This is a genomic window from Peribacillus sp. NPDC097675, assembly GCF_050277655.1.
In the GTDB taxonomy this organism is placed as follows: Bacteria; Bacillota; Bacilli; order Bacillales; family DSM-1321; genus Peribacillus.
Genome location: NZ_JBNNSK010000013.1, coordinates 41,892 through 60,400 on the forward strand (window position 1 = coordinate 41,892; position 18,509 = coordinate 60,400).

Here is an 18,509-nt window from a genome sequence, read left to right on the forward strand (position 1 = left end):
TTTCTTTAGAATTAGCTATATAATTATTTTTGTTGTTAGTCATTCGACAAAGTTCTACAAAAACCTGCGGGTGTAGTTTAGTGGTAAAACCTCAGCCTTCCAAGCTGATGATGAGGGTTCGATTCCCTTCACCCGCTCCAATCATACATACTCATAACGCAGGGTTTCGTTACCTGGAGAACGAAGCCTTGGGTTTTTTATATTTACTGAGATGCTAAGTAATCATAAATGAGTGGTAAGAAAGTCTTGTGAAAAAACTATTGCATTTTATTCTATTAACCTTTATAATAATTTTATTAGTTTCTTCGACAAACTTCTACAATAGCCTGCGGGTGTAGTTTAGTGGTAAAACCTCAGCCTTCCAAGCTGATGATGAGGGTTCGATTCCCTTCACCCGCTCCAATTTTACATACTCATAACGCAGGGTTTCGTTACTTGGAGAACGAAGCTTTGCGTTTTTTATATGTTCGATAAGAGATCCCGCTGAATGCAGCTGGATTTTTTTAATGCCTGCATTTGTAAGTATCTGTTCATTTGCCTATAATTTAGGTAAGTGTATATGGAGAGAAGAGGTTGTTCATGGATAAGAAGTTGAATATCAAATCATTTTTTTCCTTGTTAAGATCGGAAAAGTTGCCAATGGGAATGGTTATTTTTGTATTGGTGCTAAGTTTAGTGGAAACGGTGGCGAGCCTTGTTGTGCCTTTGGTCACGAAGGACCTGGTCGATATGGTCTCAGGAAGTGGGATTGAAAGAACGACCATCTTCCTTTTACTTGGTGCATTCATCGTCCAGACTGTTGCGGGAGGATTTTCTTATTACTTTTTGAGCTATATCGGTGAAAATGTAGTGGCCGGTATTCGCCGGAAACTGTGGAACCATACATTGCAATTGCCGATTTCCTTTTTCGATTCCCACCAGTCCGGTGAGACGCTTAGCCGGATCACTCAGGATACGAATACGATCAAGACGATTATCACCAACCATTTCGTGACATTCATTTCGGGAATCATTTCGATAATTGGATCGGTCATCATTTTATTTATGTTGGATTGGCGAATGACCACCATCATGCTTAGCATCGTGCCATTGTCGATGTTAATTCTAATTCCGCTTGGACGAAAAATGTATAAAGTCTCTAGGCAAACACAGGATGAAATGGCGACCTTCAGCGGAAACCTAGGGAGGGTCCTGAGTGAAGTGCGTCTTGTGAAATCACATAATGCAGAAGCGATAGAACGTGAAAAAGGCAATGGTGGCGTAAGTGAGCTCTTTCGTTTCGGCTTGAAGGAGGCGCGTATCCAAGCCATCATATCCCCCTTCATGACGACGGTCATGATGGTGATCCTTGTAATATTGATTGGGTACGGGGGAGTACGGGTTGCTTCCGGTGCATTGACCGCCGGGACGCTAGTGGCCATCATTATTTACATGATACAAATCATCGTCCCATTCAGTCAGTTGGCCTCGTTCTTTACGGCCTTTCAAAAGGCGATGGGAGCAACGGAACGGATTCAGAACGTCCTGTCGATACCGGGTGAAACATATGAAGGGAAGCATGGCACGTTAGTTACGGCGGATTTTACATTCAAGAATGTTTCATTTTCCTATCAAACGGCCAAGCCGATCTTACAGGACATATCCTTTACGGTTCCAGCTAATAAGACCGTCGCCCTTGTGGGACCAAGCGGTGGCGGGAAGACGACCATCTTCTCGTTGATTGAACGGTTTTATGAACCGACAAATGGGCAAATCACGCTGGGACCCGTGTCAATCAAGGATATTGACCTGTCGTTATGGCGGTCGCAAATTGGGTATGTATCACAGGAAAGTCCGATCATGACCGGGTCGATAAAAGAAAATATAGCGTATGGATTAGGCCGCCATGTGGAATTGGATGAAATCATCGGTGCGGCAAAAATGGCCAATGCCGAGCGGTTTATTGAAAAGCTTCCGGAGGGCTTTGATACCGAGGTGGGGGAAAGAGGCGTGAAGTTATCAGGTGGTCAACGGCAACGGATTGCCATTGCCCGTGCTGTGCTGCGCAATCCAAAAATCCTGCTGCTTGACGAGGCGACCTCGAATCTCGACAGTGAATCGGAGCTCCTTGTACAGCAGGCCATCAAAAATCTGATGGCTGGACGGACGACAATAATCATTGCCCATAGGCTTTCAACTGTAATTGAAGCCGACCAACTGCTTGTGGTGGAAGAAGGTCGGATTACTGGAGCAGGAACACATGAGGAGCTGCTTACTAGTCACGACTTGTATCGTAAGCTTGCCACACAACAATTGCAGCTACAAAACTGAATCGCATAAAAAAACCTGGGTCATGTATTTCGCGACCCAGGTTTTATTTGTTTTATCCTTCTAGGACAGAATACGTTCCTTCCCCGCCGTGGATCTCAAGGAACATGTCCATCAATGATTTCGTCAGCTGTTGCGCTTCTTTGATTGGTGTCTTGGCTTGCAAATAAATGATCTGGATGGCATGTTTCGTTTCTTCGGTGACCTTTGTCCGTTCTGAATCGACATAGGGACTTCCAAACGGGCCATGATCATCAACGGAAACAATCATGTTTTCCATCGAGTTCAACCGGCCGTTCAAGCCGTCATACTTGTCTGTGCTCCCGCCAATATCAATCGAGATATTTCCTGCTAATTTGTCGGTATCGTAAATGCCAATCGGAACTTCGTATAAAAGCGAGAAAAAATTATTCAAGTCGATGGCCGAATGGATGGGTGTTAAGTAATTCTGTTTTTTGACCCGGCGATAGAGGGCTTCGACGGAAGGCCGGTAGCGTGACGGGTTTGTTCCAGTCATTTTAAAAATTTCACGCCATTCCTTGATACCTGGAAAATCCGTGAGTTCTTTTTCTTCCAGGTCGAAGAATAGAGCTTCCTGGAATAATTGAAGTCTCCCTTTTACCATTTGCGGTGAGGGGCCGACTTCGATGTTTTCGTATGTAATGACACCAACCTTGAAATCAGGGATTTTGCTGCCGATATTAGAGGAAATCTTAATTTCCAAGTGATACACCTCCAAAAATGATTGAAATTAGTTTATCATAGATACCAATGGTTTGATATGTTACACGCATCATTGGGTAGAATGAAGAGAACGAAGGTGATCAATATGGATATGCATGCACTCAAGCAAGAAGTGATTATATATAGTAAGGAAATAGGCATCGATAAAATCGGATTTACGTCGGCCACGACTTTCACGGATTTGAAAAGTAGGCTGATCCGGCAGCAGGAGTTGGATTACCAGTCCGGTTTTGAAGAAAAGGACATTGAAAAAAGGGTCAGGCCCGAATTGATCTTTGATAAACCGCAATCGATCATTTCCATTGCACTGGCCTACCCTTCGAAATTAAAGCATGCCCCTCAGAGCAAGAAAGGAGAGCGGCGCGGGATTTTTTGCCGGGCCTCCTGGGGAACGGATTACCATAAGGTTTTACGTAATAAACTGCAGCTCCTGGAGGATTTTATCAAAGAGAAAGTACCTGGTGCCATGGCAAAATCAATGGTCGACACGGGTGAGCTTTCGGACCGGGCCGTTGCTGAGCGGGCAGGAATCGGTTGGAGCGCCAAGAACAGCATGATCATCACTCCGGAATTTGGTTCATATGTGTATTTGGGTGACATGATCACCAACCTGCCATTTGAGCCGGATCAGCCGATGGAGGATCAATGCGGCACATGCAACAAGTGTGTGGATGTGTGCCCAACAGGTGCACTGGTGCAGGGTGGGCAGCTGAATGCCAAACGCTGTATTGCCTTTTTAACGCAGACGAAAGACTTCCTTCCTGATGAATTCAGGACGAAGATCGGCAACCGGTTGTATGGATGTGATACGTGTCAGACGGTCTGTCCAAAAAACAAAGGGATGGATTTTCATTTCCATCAAGAAATGGAGCCGGACCCCGAGCTCGCTAAACCGCTACTGAAACCTTTGCTCACCATCTCCAATCGCGACTTTAAGGAGACATATGGGCATGTTTCCGGATCGTGGCGGGGCAAAAAACCGATACAACGTAATGCCATCCTTGCACTGGCTCACTTTAAGGACGAAACGGCTCTGCCGGAATTGATTCAGATCATGAAGGAAGACCCGCGCCCTGTACTGCGTGGAACCGCAGCATGGGCGATTGGGAAAATTGGTCAGGAACAATCGGCATCCATCTTGGAAGAAGCCAGGATGAAGGAAAGCGATGAAGAGGTATTAGCGGAAATAGAAAAAGGATTGCAATTCACCATCACCCATCAATAGTTGGAAGAAAGACCCCGATTCCTGTTTCGGGGTCTTTTCAAATGGGTGTTTGACCGATAAAAAGGCTGAATAGACCGATAAATGGACCCATTTGACCGATAAAACCAACAAACAGACCGATAAATGGGCAAGAAGGCATTTTTTCCTCCTAAATGTAGTTGTGTTTTTGTCCATGCCCTCCTTCATACACATTAGAAGAGGCGTTATGAAGGAGGGTTTGATTGTGAGGGAACAGTTGAAACAGCTTTTACAGGAAAGAGTGGAACTTTACACTTCCGACGAGCATGTCCGGGGTGAGGGAAAGATTTATTTGAAAAAGGAAGCGTTGAAGAAACACTCTACTGAAATTGTGCGTGTGAATGCTGCTGGCAAGGTTCACTCGGAGCGGCATGAAGGAGATGTTCAGATACTCGGCTATCAAGTGCAACTGCAATACTTGATGAAACAGGAGGATGTCTTTTATATAGAAGAGGAAATGGAGGAAAGGGAGGCAAGGTTCCGAGATGGATATTTAATAGAAGAACGGGAACTTGAGCCGAATCTTGACTCTATTGAGGTCCCGCAAAATTGGGAAGTGGGATTGGACCGGCTTTCTTATAGATATGACCGAATGAAGGCTGTTCAGTATGCCGAGCGATGGTGGAATGAATTTAATCCGGATTATTACAAGTTCACCGATGATTGCACCAATTTTATTTCCCAGTGTTTGCATGCAGGGGGCATCCCCATGTGGGGGGCGTCGAATAAAAATCAGGGATGGTGGATCAGGGGCAAGAACTGGAGCTATACTTGGACGACTGCCCATTCTTTATATCATCTGCTTAAGGGTGGTAAGGGGATCAGGACTAAAGAAGTAGGGACGGCTCAAGAATTGAACCTGGGTGACATCCTGTGCATTGACTTTGAAGGGGATGGACGATTTGACCATAACTTGATTGTGACGGCCAAGGATCAAAATGGAATGCCACTCGTGAACGCCCATACGATGAATAGTCGTCACCGGTACTGGACGTATGAGGATTCGTCCAGGTATACCCCGAATATCGTCTATAAGTTCTTCATGATATTAGATGGAGTGTGATTGTTTTTAGTCTGTTTGTTTAATGCTATAATTAGATGAAGTTTAAACTAGAGGTGAAAATGAAGTGGCTATACATGTAGTTTTATATCAACCACAGATTCCAGCAAATACAGGTAACATCGCAAGAACGTGTGCAGGAACGGATACACACTTGCACCTAATCCGTCCGCTTGGTTTTTCAACGGATGACAAACAGCTTAAGCGGGCGGGGCTCGATTATTGGGAACATGTTAAAATCCATTATTATGATTCATTGGAAGAGTTCTTTGAGAAGAATGCCGGTGGCGAGTTTTATTACTTAACGAAATTTGGTGAGCAACCACATACAACCTTCGATTATAGTGATAAAGAAAGTGAAGTGTACTTCATTTTCGGACGCGAAACGACAGGACTGCCAAAAGAATTGATCAATGACAATATGGACCGCTGTCTCCGGATTCCGATGACGGATAAAATACGGTCATTGAACCTATCCAATACGGCTGCCATATTGATATATGAAGCACTAAGACAACAGGATTACCGCGATTTGGAATTAAAAAGAGAATATTGATGAGGAATCCGTCAGCGAGGGGGACCCTTTGCTGACGGATATTTCACCATACATATATTTAGGGGGGGAAAGAAATGAATAACATGATCGAGAAAATATTAGACCACCGTTCCGTCCGTTCCTTTGAGGACAAGTTATTGTCCAAAGAACAAATTTCCACGATTGTTGAGTGTGCGCAGGCTGCATCGACTTCAAGCTATATCCAAGCATATTCCATCATTGGGGTGACGGATCCGGAAAAGAAAGCCAGGCTTGCTGAATTGGCCGGACCTCAAGCATATGTAGAAAATAATGGACATTTATTCGTATTCTGCGCCGATCTGCATCGTATGGACATGGTTGCAGAGATGGAAGATCAGGATCTTACGGCACCGATTGAAAGTACGGAAAAATTCATGGTAGCATGCATCGATGCAGCACTCGCTGCTCAAAATGCGGCACTTGCTGCTGAATCGATGGACCTTGGCATTTGCTATATCGGTGGCATACGTAACGATCTTCAGCAAGTTTCGGAAATCCTGGATATTCCGCAGCGTGTCGTCCCTTTATTCGGCCTTGTGGTTGGGTATCCTAAAAAACGTTCAGATAAAAAGCCAAGGCTTCCTCAAGTCAATGTATACCATGAAAATGGCTATCAAACGGACAAACAGACATTCATCGACCAGCTTGAAGAGTATAATGAAACGATTTCCCGTTATTATGAGCTTCGGACCAACGGAAAACGTAAAGAAACCTGGACGCAACAAATGGCTGATATGGCCGGCAAGAAAAGCCGCATGTATATGAAGGACTATGTGGAAAAACAAGGATTGAAAAAACAATAATCATCGGTGGATATTCTCTACTTAATGTTGTAGCATCCATTCAAAAGGATCACATTCCATTAATTATATAGAGCTTAAAAATAAGGAGCCCGACACTAAGTGTTGGGCTCTTATTTCTTGTATTAATCAAAATAATGCAGATGAATTTTGCTTGATGAACTATTTTAAAAGCTTCACGAAGTCAAGTCATAATTCAAGTATAAGGAGCAATATCCGCTTTTTAACAAAGTAAATATTGACAAAGGCAATAGTGAGAAAACTTCGCAACGTATTTAAGTATATAATAATCATTCGCACTGATTTTTTTAATTAAGAAAGGAAGTAACAATTTGCAGGTATTAGGTGGTATTTTATTTTTTTGTAGCTTCATAGCTATCTTTGTATTTATTATTCTAGGTATAGTAGCACTAATCAAAAAGAACGGAAAGGCAAAATCACGTTTTATTAAGTTGGGTGGTTCATTTATCGTAGCCATCATTTCAATGATTATTATAGGAGTAAGTGGGGAATCAGAAGCAACCACAATAGATAAAGAGAAGCTAGCTAAAGAACAGAAAACAGAAAAAGCAGAAACACTTGAAGAAAAAGCTAAAGCTGAGAAGCAAGCCAAGGAAGAAGCAGAAAAGAAAGCTAAAGAAGAAGCTAAAGCTGAATTAGCGGCTAAGAAAAAGGCTGAGGCTGAGAAGCGAGCCAAGGAAGAAGCAGAAAAGAAAGCTAAAGAAGAAGCGGCTGCTAAAAAAGCAAATGCAAAACCTATTGAATATAATAGGTTGAAGAAAAATCCAGATAAAATGATTGGTGAGTATACGAAATACACGGGTAAGGTGGTTCAAATCCAGGAGGAAGAGGACTTTACGGCTATCCGTTTAGCTGTTACAAAAACTTCATATGGATATGACCCTAATGACATTATAATGGTCATGTATGCGGGTACGACTGATTATATAGAAGATGATGTAATTACTGTGTACGGAACTATTTCTGGTAAATACAACTACACATCTCAAGCTGGTTGGGAAATTTCTATTCCAAGCATGCTTGCTGAAGAGTTTGAAAAATAAAAGGGAAATCATTCTTAGTGGAGGCACTTATATGGTGTCTCTTTTTTATACGCTTTTCTTTCCAAAAAAAGGGCTGACCCAAAAGTCATTTTGGGACAACCCTTTTTCTATAGATTATTTATTTTTCACACCTGGTTTGTCGGCATATCCACCAGTGAAGATGGCTGCTAAAAATGCAATGGCGACTGCAATGATAATAACTGTGCCCATGATGTAACCTCCCTTATCCATATTGTCCCACTTAAGTATAGGCTTAGTATACCCTAATTTTTGGTGGGTGTGCACGTAATTTTTCTTCTCGGGAGATTTGTCTTCAAATATTCAAGACTTTACAGCAAAGCTGTAAAGTGAGAAACCGGACTAAGGATGTCCTCTTTGGAAAGTCTGACATGTTTGTCAAACTCGGCGCATAGATTTAAGTATTCTCTGAAAGTGATAGGGGGAGGTTCCGAGATGGATATTTTAAAGAAAATCGAAAAATTTAGAGAAGATGAACAGAAGCTGAAGTGGGAAGGTACCTTCGCAGAGTACTTAGACATCTTGAAAGAAAAGCCATTAGTTGCACAATCTGCTCATTCGCGTGTATACAACATGATCAGAGATGCTGGGATAGAGGAAGTAGATGGGACGAAGAAATACAATTTTTTCAGCGGTCAGCTGTTTGGTCTTGAGGATTCACTGGAAAGGCTCATCGAGGAATATTTTCATCCGGCAGCCAAGAGGTTGGACGTACGAAAAAGGATTTTGCTTTTGATGGGGCCGGTCTCAGGCGGGAAATCGACACTTGTTTCACTCCTGAAGAGGGGGCTCGAAAGTTATTCATTAAATGATTCAGGGGCGATCTACGCGATAAAAGGATGCCCGATGCATGAAGATCCACTGCATCTCATTCCGCAAAACTTGCGGCAGGATTTCTTTGAGGAATATGGCATTCGGGTTGAAGGAAATTTGTCGCCGCTGAATGTGATGAGGTTGGAACAGGAGTATGGAAGCCGGATTGAAGACGTGATGGTGGAGCGTATCTTCCTTTCAGAAGACAAACGTGTGGGGATTGGTACGTTCAGTCCATCCGACCCTAAATCACAGGATATTGCCGACTTGACGGGTAGTATCGACTTTTCGACGATTGCTGAATTTGGTTCAGAATCTGATCCGCGCGCCTATCGCTTTGATGGAGAGCTCAATAAAGCAAACCGCGGAATGATGGAGTTCCAGGAGATGCTGAAATGTGATGAGAAGTTTTTATGGCATTTGCTCTCGTTGACCCAGGAGGGGAATTTTAAAGCGGGAAGGTTCGCATTAATCAGTGCCGATGAACTAATTGTGGCTCATACGAATGAAACGGAGTACAAAGCATTCATTTCCAACAAAAAAAATGAAGCCCTGCATTCCCGGATCATCGTCATGCCGATTCCATATAATTTAAAGGTGAGCGAGGAAGAAAAGATCTATGAAAAGATGATTCATGAAAGTGATGTGTCCGATGTCCACATCGCTCCACATACGTTAAAGGTGGCAGCCATTTTCAGCATCATGACCCGTTTGAAGGACCCCAAAAAAGGTGACATCGATTTATTGAAAAAGATGAGATTGTATGACGGGGAAAATGTCGAAGGCTTCAACTCTGCGGACATCAATGAGTTGAAGAAGGAATATCAAGATGAAGGCATGAGCGGAATCGATCCACGTTATGTGATCAACCGGATTTCCTCCACGATCATTCGTAAGGAAAATCCGTCCATCAATGCACTGGACGTATTAATGTCGCTTAAGGCAGGCCTTGACCAACATCCGTCGATTACGAACGAGCTTAGGGAACGGTATTTGAATTTTATCTCGCTTGCACGTAAAGAATATGATTCGATTGCCAAAAATGAAGTGCAAAAGGCATTTGTATATTCCTATGAAGAGTCGGCAAAAATCCTTATGGATAATTACCTTGATAATGTCGAAGCATATTGCAATAAATCAAGACTGCGCGATCCACTGACTGGGGAAGAAATTAATCCAGATGAGAAATTGATGCGGTCCATTGAAGAACAAATCGGCATTTCCGAGAATGCGAAAAAAGCATTCCGTGAAGAAATCCTGATTCGGATTTCTGCATATGCACGAAAAGGAAAACGATTTGATTATAATTCGCATGACCGCCTGCGTGAAGCCATTCAAAAGAAACTGTTTGCTGATTTGAAGGATGTTGTTAAAATCACGACGTCAACGAAGACACCAGACGAAAGACAACTGAAGAAAGTGAATGAGGTCATCAAGAGACTTATTGACGAACATGGGTATAATTCGACCTCGGCCAATGACTTACTGCGCTATGTAGGAAGCTTGCTAAATCGCTAAAAAAACGAAGACCCCTGCCTTGAAAGGTGGGGGTATTTATAACGAAATAAGAAAATATTGTCAATTATTTGAGTTTGTGGTATCTTTTAGCTGAAGCAATGATGGTTCTCTTATTCATAAATCAAGACATGCAAGAGTCTGAAATAGTTCGAGCTTCCTAGTTAAGTTCTTACTCGATATAGGATAGTTTTCATGGCCAAGAATAATCGTATAGTTATCAATCTCTAAGTGCATCATTAAAAAAGTTGATGGAGGGATTTCAGATGAGTGTTATCGCTGAATTGAATGAATTGGTTGGTAAAATCAACAGCAATCCGGAGCATATCCAAAACGAAAAGAATCGTGTCTATCAATTCGACATTGAAGATATAGGAACGGTTCAGCTGCTAATTGAAAATGGACAGGTTGAAGTGGTGGAAGGGACGGCAAACGATCCGCAAGTGACATTGAAGTTATCTGAGAAAAACTTCTCGAAGTTATTAAAGGATGATTTAAATACCACGGTCGCGTTCATGACAGGTGGCCTGAAGGTAGACGGAAATATCGGACTGGCTTTGAAGCTGCAGGAAATTCTAAAGCGTTATCAATGAAAACACCGAACTCTGCTTGTACCGGGAGAGTTCGGTGTTTTTTGTCGTGGGATCCTTATCCTTTATTTAGTCACATTCAGTCCGTATTGTTCGATAAGTGTGACGAGTTGATCTGGTGATAACTTTTCTTCACTATACTCGATTTTAATCTCACCATCTTCTACATCAATGATGGCTCGCTCGACACCGTCCGTATTCAATAGGATGGACTCTAGGTTTAAAATCGGGCCCTCCGCTGTCGCTTCCCTTACATAGAGCGTAGTGGTTTGCATGCTCCAAGCACCTCCTGAAATTTTTCCATATGGTTTATCTTTACCCCAAAGCGGTAAGACATATGTCCGGTTTGGAATTTGGAAATATTGGGTATCAATAAGGAAGAGGTGATTTCAATGAGTAAAGAAGAATTGAAACGGGAGCATGTTCCAGAAAACAGTTCGATGGCCAAGGATTTAGACGAGATGAAAGAACTCGGCAAGCAAATGGAACGGCAGAGAACGAACGAAGAACTGAAGGAATGGTATAAACGCCCAGGTACCGTCCAACATGAAGTCGAGGAAAAAAAAGAGTGAATCAATGTGCCAATAAAAATATTCCTATGTAAAAAGGGTATCCAAGTTAGTTCCCAGGATGCCCTTTTATTTATGCCGAGTTAGGGTTTTAAGTGGAACCCTTGTTTCGGATACGACTTCCGGATGTACAAAAAGGTGGCTTGAAGATTCACTCAAGAAAGTAATCTTTATCATAATAACCTCAAAGTTCCCTCACGCAAATGACCCGACGTCATTCCCCCAGCAAAATTGACTCCCGGCTTATCATGTCACTTGAATTCCCCCCTTATATCGGGTAAAGACTTGTCTTCTTCATGGGCAAACAACTATTCTTGAATTTTTATGTAAATTATCTTTCGCTGCTGCATAAGATAGATTAATACTTTACTTTTCATACGATTTTTTTCGGATTGTATTTTTGACTAGATAAACCTGTGATGCTGTGGGCTTTCTCACACTAATTTATTATATGAAGGAATGATGAAAAGCGTGCAAACATTTTTAAGGGGGGAAGAGAATGTCAGAAGAGAGTAAGAAGCAATATGTGATCTCAGAGGAAAATTGGTCCCTCCATCGAAAAGGCTATGATGATCAACAACGCCATCAGGAAAAGGTGCAAGAGGCTATCAAGAATAATCTGCCTGATTTGATTTCTGAAGAAAGCATCGTGATGTCCAATGGTAAGGACGTTATCAAAATCCCGATCCGCTCCCTGGATGAATATAAAATTCGCTATAACTATGATAAGAACAAACATGTCGGTCAAGGGGACGGAGATAGTAAAGTCGGGGATGTCGTAGCAAGAGATGGGGCACCATCGAATGCAGGTTCCGGTAAAGGGCAGGGTGCAGGGGATAAGGCGGGCGATGACTATTATGAAGCCGAAGTGTCCATGATGGAGCTGGAAGAAGCACTGTTCAGTCAATTGGAGCTGCCGAATCTACAGAAAAAGGAACATGCGGAGCATACGCTGGAGCACATTGAATTCAACGATATCAGGAAAACAGGCTTGATGGGGAATATCGACAAAAAGAAAACGATGATATCTGCCTTTAAACGGAATGCCCTAAGTGGTGACCCAGGCTTTCATCCCATTTATAAGGAAGACTTTAAATTCAAAACGTGGAATGAGGTCGAAAAGCCGGACTCCAAAGCGGTTGTATTGGCGATGATGGATACTTCAGGAAGTATGGGACTATGGGAAAAGTATATGGCCCGGAGCTTTTTCTTTTGGATGAACCGCTTTTTACGGACAAAATATGAAACGGTTGAAATCGAGTTCATTGCCCATCACACGGAAGCGAAGGTTGTGTCTGAAGGAGATTTCTTTTCAAAAGGGGAAAGCGGTGGAACGATCTGTTCATCCGTCTACCGCAAAGCATTAGAACTTATCGATCATAAATATGATCCTGTTAAATTCAATATCTATCCATTCCATTTTTCCGACGGTGACAATCTCACGTCCGATAATGTCAGATGTGTAAAGCTTGTGGAAGAACTCATGAAGGTCTCCAATATGTTTGGTTATGGTGAAGTCAATCAATATAATCGCCATTCAACCCTCATGACGGCCTATAAGAATATTGACAATGAAAAATTCCGGCATTACATCCTCAAGCAAAAGGCTGATGTATTCCATGCGATGAAGAGCTTTTTTAGAGAAGAGGAACCAGCGAAATATGCTTGAAAACTAAGGGTGCTCCACTCATATAAAAAAACGAGGCTGTCCCAAAAGTCATGGAAATGACTAGGCAGCCTCGTTTTTTAATTCTATTAAACTTGTACCATTCGTTTCGTTAATTCGACGACACGCTGTCCCAGCGCCATCCCAAGTGCTTTATCTTGCTCGGTTATAAGTACGTCACTTTCTACTGGGCAGGAAATGCCGACACCGTAATAGGAACCATATAGCGCATTTTCTGGAATGTTCCCTGGTAAACCGGCAATAATCATCCCTTGATGAAGCATGGGGGTGATCAGGTTTAATAGGGTAGCTTCCAATCCACCATGTGTGGTTGCAGTTGTACAGAAAACAGCCCCCACCTTATTAATCAATTGACCTTTAGCCCATAGGTAGCCCAGTTTATCGATCCATGCTTTTAAACCTGAACTAATGGTTCCAAAATGACCAGGGCATCCCCAAATGATCGCATCCATATTTGGGAGCTCGTGAACATCCGCTTCATTAACATGCTGTATAAACACTGTTGCTTCTTCCGTTTTTTCTGCACCGAGGGCAATAGCCTTTGCCAAGGCTTCTGTATGTCCGCCTTCACTATCATATACAACTAAAATATTCACATACATACCTCCATTACTTCCAATTTCACGCTTTTTAAAAGGGATTAATTTTGTTTATTAATCATGATTAAGGCTTGACGAAAGACATCATCATCCATGTCATTTTGAGGGGTATCGTTCGTTTCCTTTACTGTAAAGTTGAGAAGCGCTTTCCGATACCAATCATCATCTGTGCCATTATGATCTTTTGATAAAGTTATCATGGTTGCTTTAACAGATTGAGTTGAAGGTGCCTTTTTCATTAATTCACCCGAAACAGGGGTACTTGTTTGAAGTACGGTGTTCGGTTGTTCTTCGGTTTCTGCTTCACTAGCTTGTGTGACTGAAGGTGAAGGTTCATTTTGTGTAGCTTTTTCTTTTTTATGTGCGCGATAAATAAAGCTTAGGCAGATAATGATAAACACCACCAAGTAGCTAAAAAGGACCCAAAGAGCTGTGCCAAGCCCCGCTTCCAAATTTCCGTTGAAATATAGTAATGATTTCATTCCATCTTCTATATAACGAGTAGGTAGGACGGTACTTACAAAACGGTGGAATGCTGGTAGTCCTGTTAATGGGACTGCGCCACCGCTTCCGAAAATCCCCAAAATGTTCAGCGGGAACATCACCAGAATTCCCCATGTTCCCAAAAATAGACTAAGCATTTTGAATAGGAAATACATAGTAAGGGTACCTAAGATCATGAATAACCAAATCGGCCAGATACTTATTGAATGGGTGCTACTGAAAAATCCGAATACAACAACCATTAATGCAGATGACGTTATGACCATCAAAATTGCCCCTAGAAGCATTTCGGTAAGTTGGACAGTTGAGTGACTAAGAGATAAGCCTCTTTCTCTCATTTTCTCACTAATTTTATTCATGTACCCACTGATCATTTGCGTCCCCATAAACCCAGTAATAGATGCCATAAGGACCAACATGAATGGAGTCATTCCTTTATTTAGGTCTCCAGGAAGACCAAGAACATTTGAGGTTGTAGGTATAATGGGCTGATCTAATAAATAGGTGGCTTGGGGAGAAACTTTTTTATTAGCTTGAATCAGTTCTTGCTTTAGCTCACCGCTAATATCGGCTGAAGCTGAAGCGACCAATGATTTAAGAATCGAAGGAGCAATCGATGATGTAAGCTGTCCGCCACCTTCGTTGAGCAAAATTTTAACCTCTACTGCTTTCGGCGCCTTTTTCCCGGACAACAAGGCATCGTGAATCTTAGTGATTTGACTAGAATAATTGGCCGGAATAATCAAGGCCCCATTTGCTTTATTTTCTTTAATAGCCTGTCTTGCTTTTTGCTCGCTTGTTTCAGTCATCCATTTCAACGAATGCTCGTCTTGAGATTGAGGAAGGGTAGCAAAAATCTTTTTCCCGTCGATTTGTTCGGAAAAATCTTTATCTTCATTGACAATGATCAATGGGAAATCGGTTAAGTTTTGGTCGGCGCCTTTGAATACTGGTAAATATACGCTAACCATGGCTAACATGAGCAGCGCAACTATCCAGATAGGTCTCCAGACTATTTTTAATTTTAATAATTTTTTCAAATGTATCATTCTCCTTAAAAAAATTTGAAGCAAGCGGGGGTATCAATCGTCATGTTGGTTCTCTACTTTGCGGAAAATTTTCTTGTTCATAATACGCGCCATCATATATAGCATTTCCCGATCATCCTGGTCCATTTCTTCAAACAATCTCGAAGCATGGGAGTTATCTACAGAGTAAGAAACGACGCTATAACCATCTTCAGTTAATTGGATAAGCTGACTCCTTCTATCCTCAGGGTTTTCTACGCGTTTAATCAATTCTTTTTTCTCGAGAGAATCGACTAAATAAGTGATCGATGCTGCTTTTAAGTTTAAGTGCTGTGCCAATTGAATTGATGTGCATGCGTTATTCCGTTCAATATAACTGAGAATGGAATATTGATTGAGCGTCAACTCATGTTTCCTCAAGTGGCTGGCGAATGCCTTAAACCGATCGTTAGCCATTTTCTTAGCTAAATCATTATAAACACTTACTAACATGTCGATTGTAATCCCTGTATTCTCCTCCAAAAAACACACAACTCCTTAAAAGCGATAAATTCAATATTACTTTAAATGTTCTAAGTTGTAAAGAGATTAATCCCTTAATTATGATAATGTTCGCATAATGTATTTCGAAATATCAAAGTTTATTGTGTAAACGTTCACAAGGTTTTGATAAAAAGTAACGGATAGAATTTTTACTTAGGATTAATCGTAGATAAGTTTTTTATGTGAGTGTGCTAGTTGCATTAACTAATTTCTTGAAGTGCCGATATAAGCAGTGGAAGAAGAAGGAAAGATATTCAGAACTATAAATAAAAGAAGGGCTATTGCTCTAAGGGGAAGAAAACAAAATATTAGGTGGAGGATATAAGATGAAGATGTATATGAATATGAAGATTAAAACAAAATTGATTTCAGCGTTTTTATTAATGGCCCTGCTTCTGGCTATTGTAGGAATGAATGGAGTAAAGAATTTAAAAACTTTGAATGAAGATCTTGAGGGAATGTATGAGGATCAGCTTGTACCCCAACAATACTTTAGCGATATTGAGGTTGCTTATCAAAATATTCGCATCGGTGTCCGTAATCTGGCATTTGTCGCGCAAACGCCTGCGGAAAAGGAATCGGCTGTGCAGGTAATAAATGAACAGAAAGATGCAATTAACACGCTTACGACGAAATTTGAAAGCACTAATATGGATGCTTCCGAAAGAAAGCTTGTTGAAGAATACAAAATAGCCCTCGAGGATTTTTATGTTCTGACAGATAAGAATATTGCATTAGGAAAATCCAATGACGTCGAAGGCTTCCTCAGAACATTAAAAGAAAATAAAGGGAAGGGCGATCAATTGGAAATAAAGGTTCGAGAGCTGAATGATATGACCCATGAAAAGGCTCAGGAAGCTTATAAACGTGCAAGTGAATCATATAACCATACGAAGAACAATACATACATCTTTATTATTTTATCCGTTTTAATCAGTATTGCTTTAGGATATATCATTTCTCAGGTGATCTCGAGGCCGTTGAAAAGGGTTGTGAATTTGGTCGGAGATATATCAAAAGGAGATTTAACGGAAACATCGGATATTGATACCAAAGATGAGGTCGGGGCTCTTGCCAAATCGATGAATGAAATGGTCAGTAACCTTAGAAACATGATGCAAGGTGCTTTCCATACTTCGGATCAAGTGGTTGCCTCATCAGAAGAGATGACGGCCAGTGCTGAACAAACAAGTAAGGCAACTGCAGATATTTCTGGTGCAATCCAAATGATAGCGGATGGATCCGTACATTCTGCCGCAAGCCTTGAGGAAAGTTCGGCGGAGTTAGGGGAAGTATCGGTTTCCATTCAACAGATGGCGGAAAGTTCCAATGCTATTGCAAAAGCTGGAGCACAAGTAGCTGAGCAAGCGAGATTGGGAGGCGAGTTCGTTGATAAGACCGCCCAGCAAATTCAAACGATTTCCCATTCGGTTGATAAAAGCGGAGAAGCGATTCTTTCATTGGATAAAAGATCGCAAGAAATAGGCGAAATAACGAAAGCCATTACAGAAATTGCGAATCAGACGAATTTATTAGCATTGAATGCGGCGATAGAAGCAGCAAGGGCAGGCGAACATGGTAAAGGATTTGCGGTAGTCGCTGATGAGGTCCGTAAGCTGGCTGAACAGTCTCAGCAATCTTCTACTCAAATAGCTGAACTCATTCAAGAGATTCAAGAGGACATGATGAAATCCAATCAATCCATTAATCAAGTCAAACTGGACGTGAAAGAGGGACTTGGTATTGTCTCGAAAACGGAGGAAAGTTTCAAAGTCATTCTGGATTCGATTGGGGAATCGAGTGATCAAATCGAAGAAATGGCGGCAACTGCCGAGCAAATGTCAGCGAGTGCCCAAGAGGTACTGAGAAATATAACGAGCATTACGACAGTCGCAAGAGATTCAACAGCACATAGCCAGAATGTTGCAGCTTCCACTGAAGAGCAATTGGCTTCCATGGAAGAGATAGCATCTGCATCTAACAATCTTTCCAAAATGGCTAGTGAATTACAGGAGTTGTTAGGGGCATTCAAGTTATAAAAATCTAGAGATTTTCCTAAAAAGTCAGAAATATGACTCTTAGGGGTAACCCTTGTTTATGAGGTTCGTTCACAAAAAATCGCCCGTTTCAAGTGCCAGACTCACAACTCATAAAGAATGAAGAAAGTAGTGTTGTTTAGGCGTAAAAAATCCCAGTAGCGTCATGACTACTGGGATTTTTAAATGGAATTAACGATTATGCTGTTGATACCAAGCAATGAAGTTTTCGACGACCATATCTAAAAACTGTACAGTCGGTTCATGGGTAAGGTTTCCTTGTGGATCGATTTTTTCATGAACAGCCCCCACATATACTTCATTTCCAGGAAGAAGCGGAGAAGAGACGCCTGCAGCAAACAGGATATCCCGTAAATGAAGTTGAGCTTTTACTGTCCCTAAATTCCCCATGGAAGCACCGACAATCCATGATGGCTTACCAATCAAGACTTTATCTACACGAGATAACCAATCAATCGCGTTGACTAACACGCCTGGTACGGTTCCATTATATTCAGGGGTTACCCACAAGACGGCATCCGCCTTGGCCACTTTGCCCTTAAATTCTGTCACAACGGCAGGGGGATCATTTTCGATATCCTGGTCGAAAAATGGTAATTCCCTAATGTTCAAGATCTCAAGATCGAACTTTTCTTGATATTTCTTTTGAATATATGTAGCTAGCTTCAGGTTATAAGATTCCTTACGTATACTACCCACAATGGCAACGACTTTCATCATAAAAAAACCTCCTATTGTTTTTTTTGCACGAGCAAATTCTACTTTTATAGTATACTTGGAATTTTATAGAA

General features: G+C 41.7%; 17 protein-coding genes and 2 tRNA genes. 13 read left to right on the forward strand and 6 right to left on the reverse strand.

From position 1 onward, the window contains the following. Window positions 1-66 precede the first annotated feature (66 nt). From ACQKL5_RS18145 to ACQKL5_RS18155, 3 genes are all read left to right on the forward strand, one after another. A tRNA-Gly gene (locus tag ACQKL5_RS18145) sits at window positions 67-140 on the forward strand. 188 nt (window positions 141-328) lie between these two features. Further along, window positions 329-402 (forward strand) — tRNA-Gly (locus ACQKL5_RS18150). Window positions 403-579: 177 nt separating this feature from the next. After that, window positions 580-2,310, forward strand: a complete 1,731-nt coding sequence (locus ACQKL5_RS18155; protein WP_427610278.1) for an ABC transporter ATP-binding protein — start codon at window positions 580-582, stop codon at window positions 2,308-2,310. Window positions 2,311-2,362: 52 nt separating this feature from the next. Here the strand turns inward: ACQKL5_RS18155 and ACQKL5_RS18160 are convergent, their stop codons facing one another. After that, a complete protein-coding gene (locus tag ACQKL5_RS18160; protein ID WP_427610279.1) occupies window positions 2,363-3,031 on the reverse strand; it encodes a B3/B4 domain-containing protein in 669 nt (222 codons plus the stop codon). 105 nt (window positions 3,032-3,136) lie between these two features. Here ACQKL5_RS18160 and queG point away from each other — a divergent pair, with 105 nt between their 5' ends. The 7 genes from queG (at window position 3,137) to ACQKL5_RS18195 (ending at window position 10,734) form a co-directional block, all read left to right on the forward strand. Continuing rightward, window positions 3,137-4,276 carry a tRNA epoxyqueuosine(34) reductase QueG gene (gene queG, locus ACQKL5_RS18165; protein ID WP_427610318.1) on the forward strand — a complete coding sequence of 380 codons (1,140 nt, stop codon included), beginning with the start codon at window positions 3,137-3,139 and terminating at the stop codon, window positions 4,274-4,276. Window positions 4,277-4,499: 223 nt separating this feature from the next. Next, a complete protein-coding gene (locus ACQKL5_RS18170) occupies window positions 4,500-5,357 on the forward strand; it encodes an amidase domain-containing protein (RefSeq protein WP_427610280.1) in 858 nt (285 codons plus the stop codon). Window positions 5,358-5,421: 64 nt separating this feature from the next. Next, entirely contained in the window at window positions 5,422-5,910 is a 489-nt protein-coding gene (trmL, locus tag ACQKL5_RS18175; protein WP_427610281.1) for a tRNA (uridine(34)/cytosine(34)/5-carboxymethylaminomethyluridine(34)-2'-O)-methyltransferase TrmL, read from the forward strand. A 74-nt stretch (window positions 5,911-5,984) separates the two neighbouring features. Continuing rightward, entirely contained in the window at window positions 5,985-6,734 is a 750-nt protein-coding gene (gene nfsA, locus ACQKL5_RS18180) for an oxygen-insensitive NADPH nitroreductase (protein WP_427610282.1), read from the forward strand. 329 nt (window positions 6,735-7,063) lie between these two features. Beyond that, the gene (locus ACQKL5_RS18185; protein WP_427610283.1) at window positions 7,064-7,795 is read left to right on the forward strand and encodes a hypothetical protein; all 732 of its coding nucleotides are present in this window, start codon (window positions 7,064-7,066) and stop codon (window positions 7,793-7,795) included. A gap of 453 nt (window positions 7,796-8,248) precedes the next feature. After that, window positions 8,249-10,144 (forward strand): PrkA family serine protein kinase, encoded by a 1,896-nt coding sequence (locus ACQKL5_RS18190; RefSeq protein WP_427610284.1) that lies wholly within the window; start codon window positions 8,249-8,251, stop codon window positions 10,142-10,144. Window positions 10,145-10,407: 263 nt separating this feature from the next. Beyond that, window positions 10,408-10,734, forward strand: coding sequence for an SCP2 sterol-binding domain-containing protein (locus ACQKL5_RS18195; protein WP_427610285.1), 327 nt, complete (start codon window positions 10,408-10,410; stop codon window positions 10,732-10,734). 62 nt (window positions 10,735-10,796) lie between these two features. On the opposite strand, the gene ACQKL5_RS18200 is transcribed toward ACQKL5_RS18195, so the two are convergent. Next, on the reverse strand, window positions 10,797-11,006 hold the full coding sequence (locus ACQKL5_RS18200; protein ID WP_427610286.1) for a heavy-metal-associated domain-containing protein: 210 nt from the start codon (window positions 11,004-11,006) through the stop codon (window positions 10,797-10,799). Window positions 11,007-11,123: 117 nt separating this feature from the next. On the opposite strand from ACQKL5_RS18200, the gene ACQKL5_RS18205 reads away from it, so the two are divergent. Next, complete coding sequence (locus tag ACQKL5_RS18205) at window positions 11,124-11,303, forward strand: hypothetical protein (protein WP_427610287.1); 180 nt, start codon at window positions 11,124-11,126, stop codon at window positions 11,301-11,303. Window positions 11,304-11,799: 496 nt separating this feature from the next. After that, the gene (gene yhbH, locus ACQKL5_RS18210; protein WP_427610288.1) at window positions 11,800-12,969 is read left to right on the forward strand and encodes a sporulation protein YhbH; all 1,170 of its coding nucleotides are present in this window, start codon (window positions 11,800-11,802) and stop codon (window positions 12,967-12,969) included. 86 nt (window positions 12,970-13,055) lie between these two features. Here the strand turns inward: yhbH and ACQKL5_RS18215 are convergent, their stop codons facing one another. The 3 genes from ACQKL5_RS18215 to ACQKL5_RS18225 are packed head-to-tail and all read right to left on the reverse strand — an operon-like array spanning window position 13,056 to window position 15,640. Next, complete coding sequence (locus ACQKL5_RS18215; RefSeq protein ID WP_427610289.1) at window positions 13,056-13,583, reverse strand: NAD(P)H-dependent oxidoreductase; 528 nt, start codon at window positions 13,581-13,583, stop codon at window positions 13,056-13,058. Between the two features lie 44 nt (window positions 13,584-13,627). Continuing rightward, complete coding sequence (locus tag ACQKL5_RS18220; RefSeq protein ID WP_427610290.1) at window positions 13,628-15,130, reverse strand: YhgE/Pip domain-containing protein; 1,503 nt, start codon at window positions 15,128-15,130, stop codon at window positions 13,628-13,630. Window positions 15,131-15,172: 42 nt separating this feature from the next. Continuing rightward, window positions 15,173-15,640, reverse strand: a complete 468-nt coding sequence (locus ACQKL5_RS18225) for a MarR family winged helix-turn-helix transcriptional regulator (RefSeq protein ID WP_427610291.1) — start codon at window positions 15,638-15,640, stop codon at window positions 15,173-15,175. A gap of 347 nt (window positions 15,641-15,987) precedes the next feature. Between ACQKL5_RS18225 and ACQKL5_RS18230 the strand changes: the two genes are divergently transcribed. Further along, window positions 15,988-17,700 carry a methyl-accepting chemotaxis protein gene (locus ACQKL5_RS18230; protein WP_427610292.1) on the forward strand — a complete coding sequence of 571 codons (1,713 nt, stop codon included), beginning with the start codon at window positions 15,988-15,990 and terminating at the stop codon, window positions 17,698-17,700. 189 nt (window positions 17,701-17,889) lie between these two features. Here ACQKL5_RS18230 and ACQKL5_RS18235 read toward each other — a convergent pair whose 3' ends face one another. Next, on the reverse strand, window positions 17,890-18,435 hold the full coding sequence (locus ACQKL5_RS18235) for an NADPH-dependent FMN reductase (RefSeq protein ID WP_427610319.1): 546 nt from the start codon (window positions 18,433-18,435) through the stop codon (window positions 17,890-17,892). Window positions 18,436-18,509: the final 74 nt, after the last annotated feature.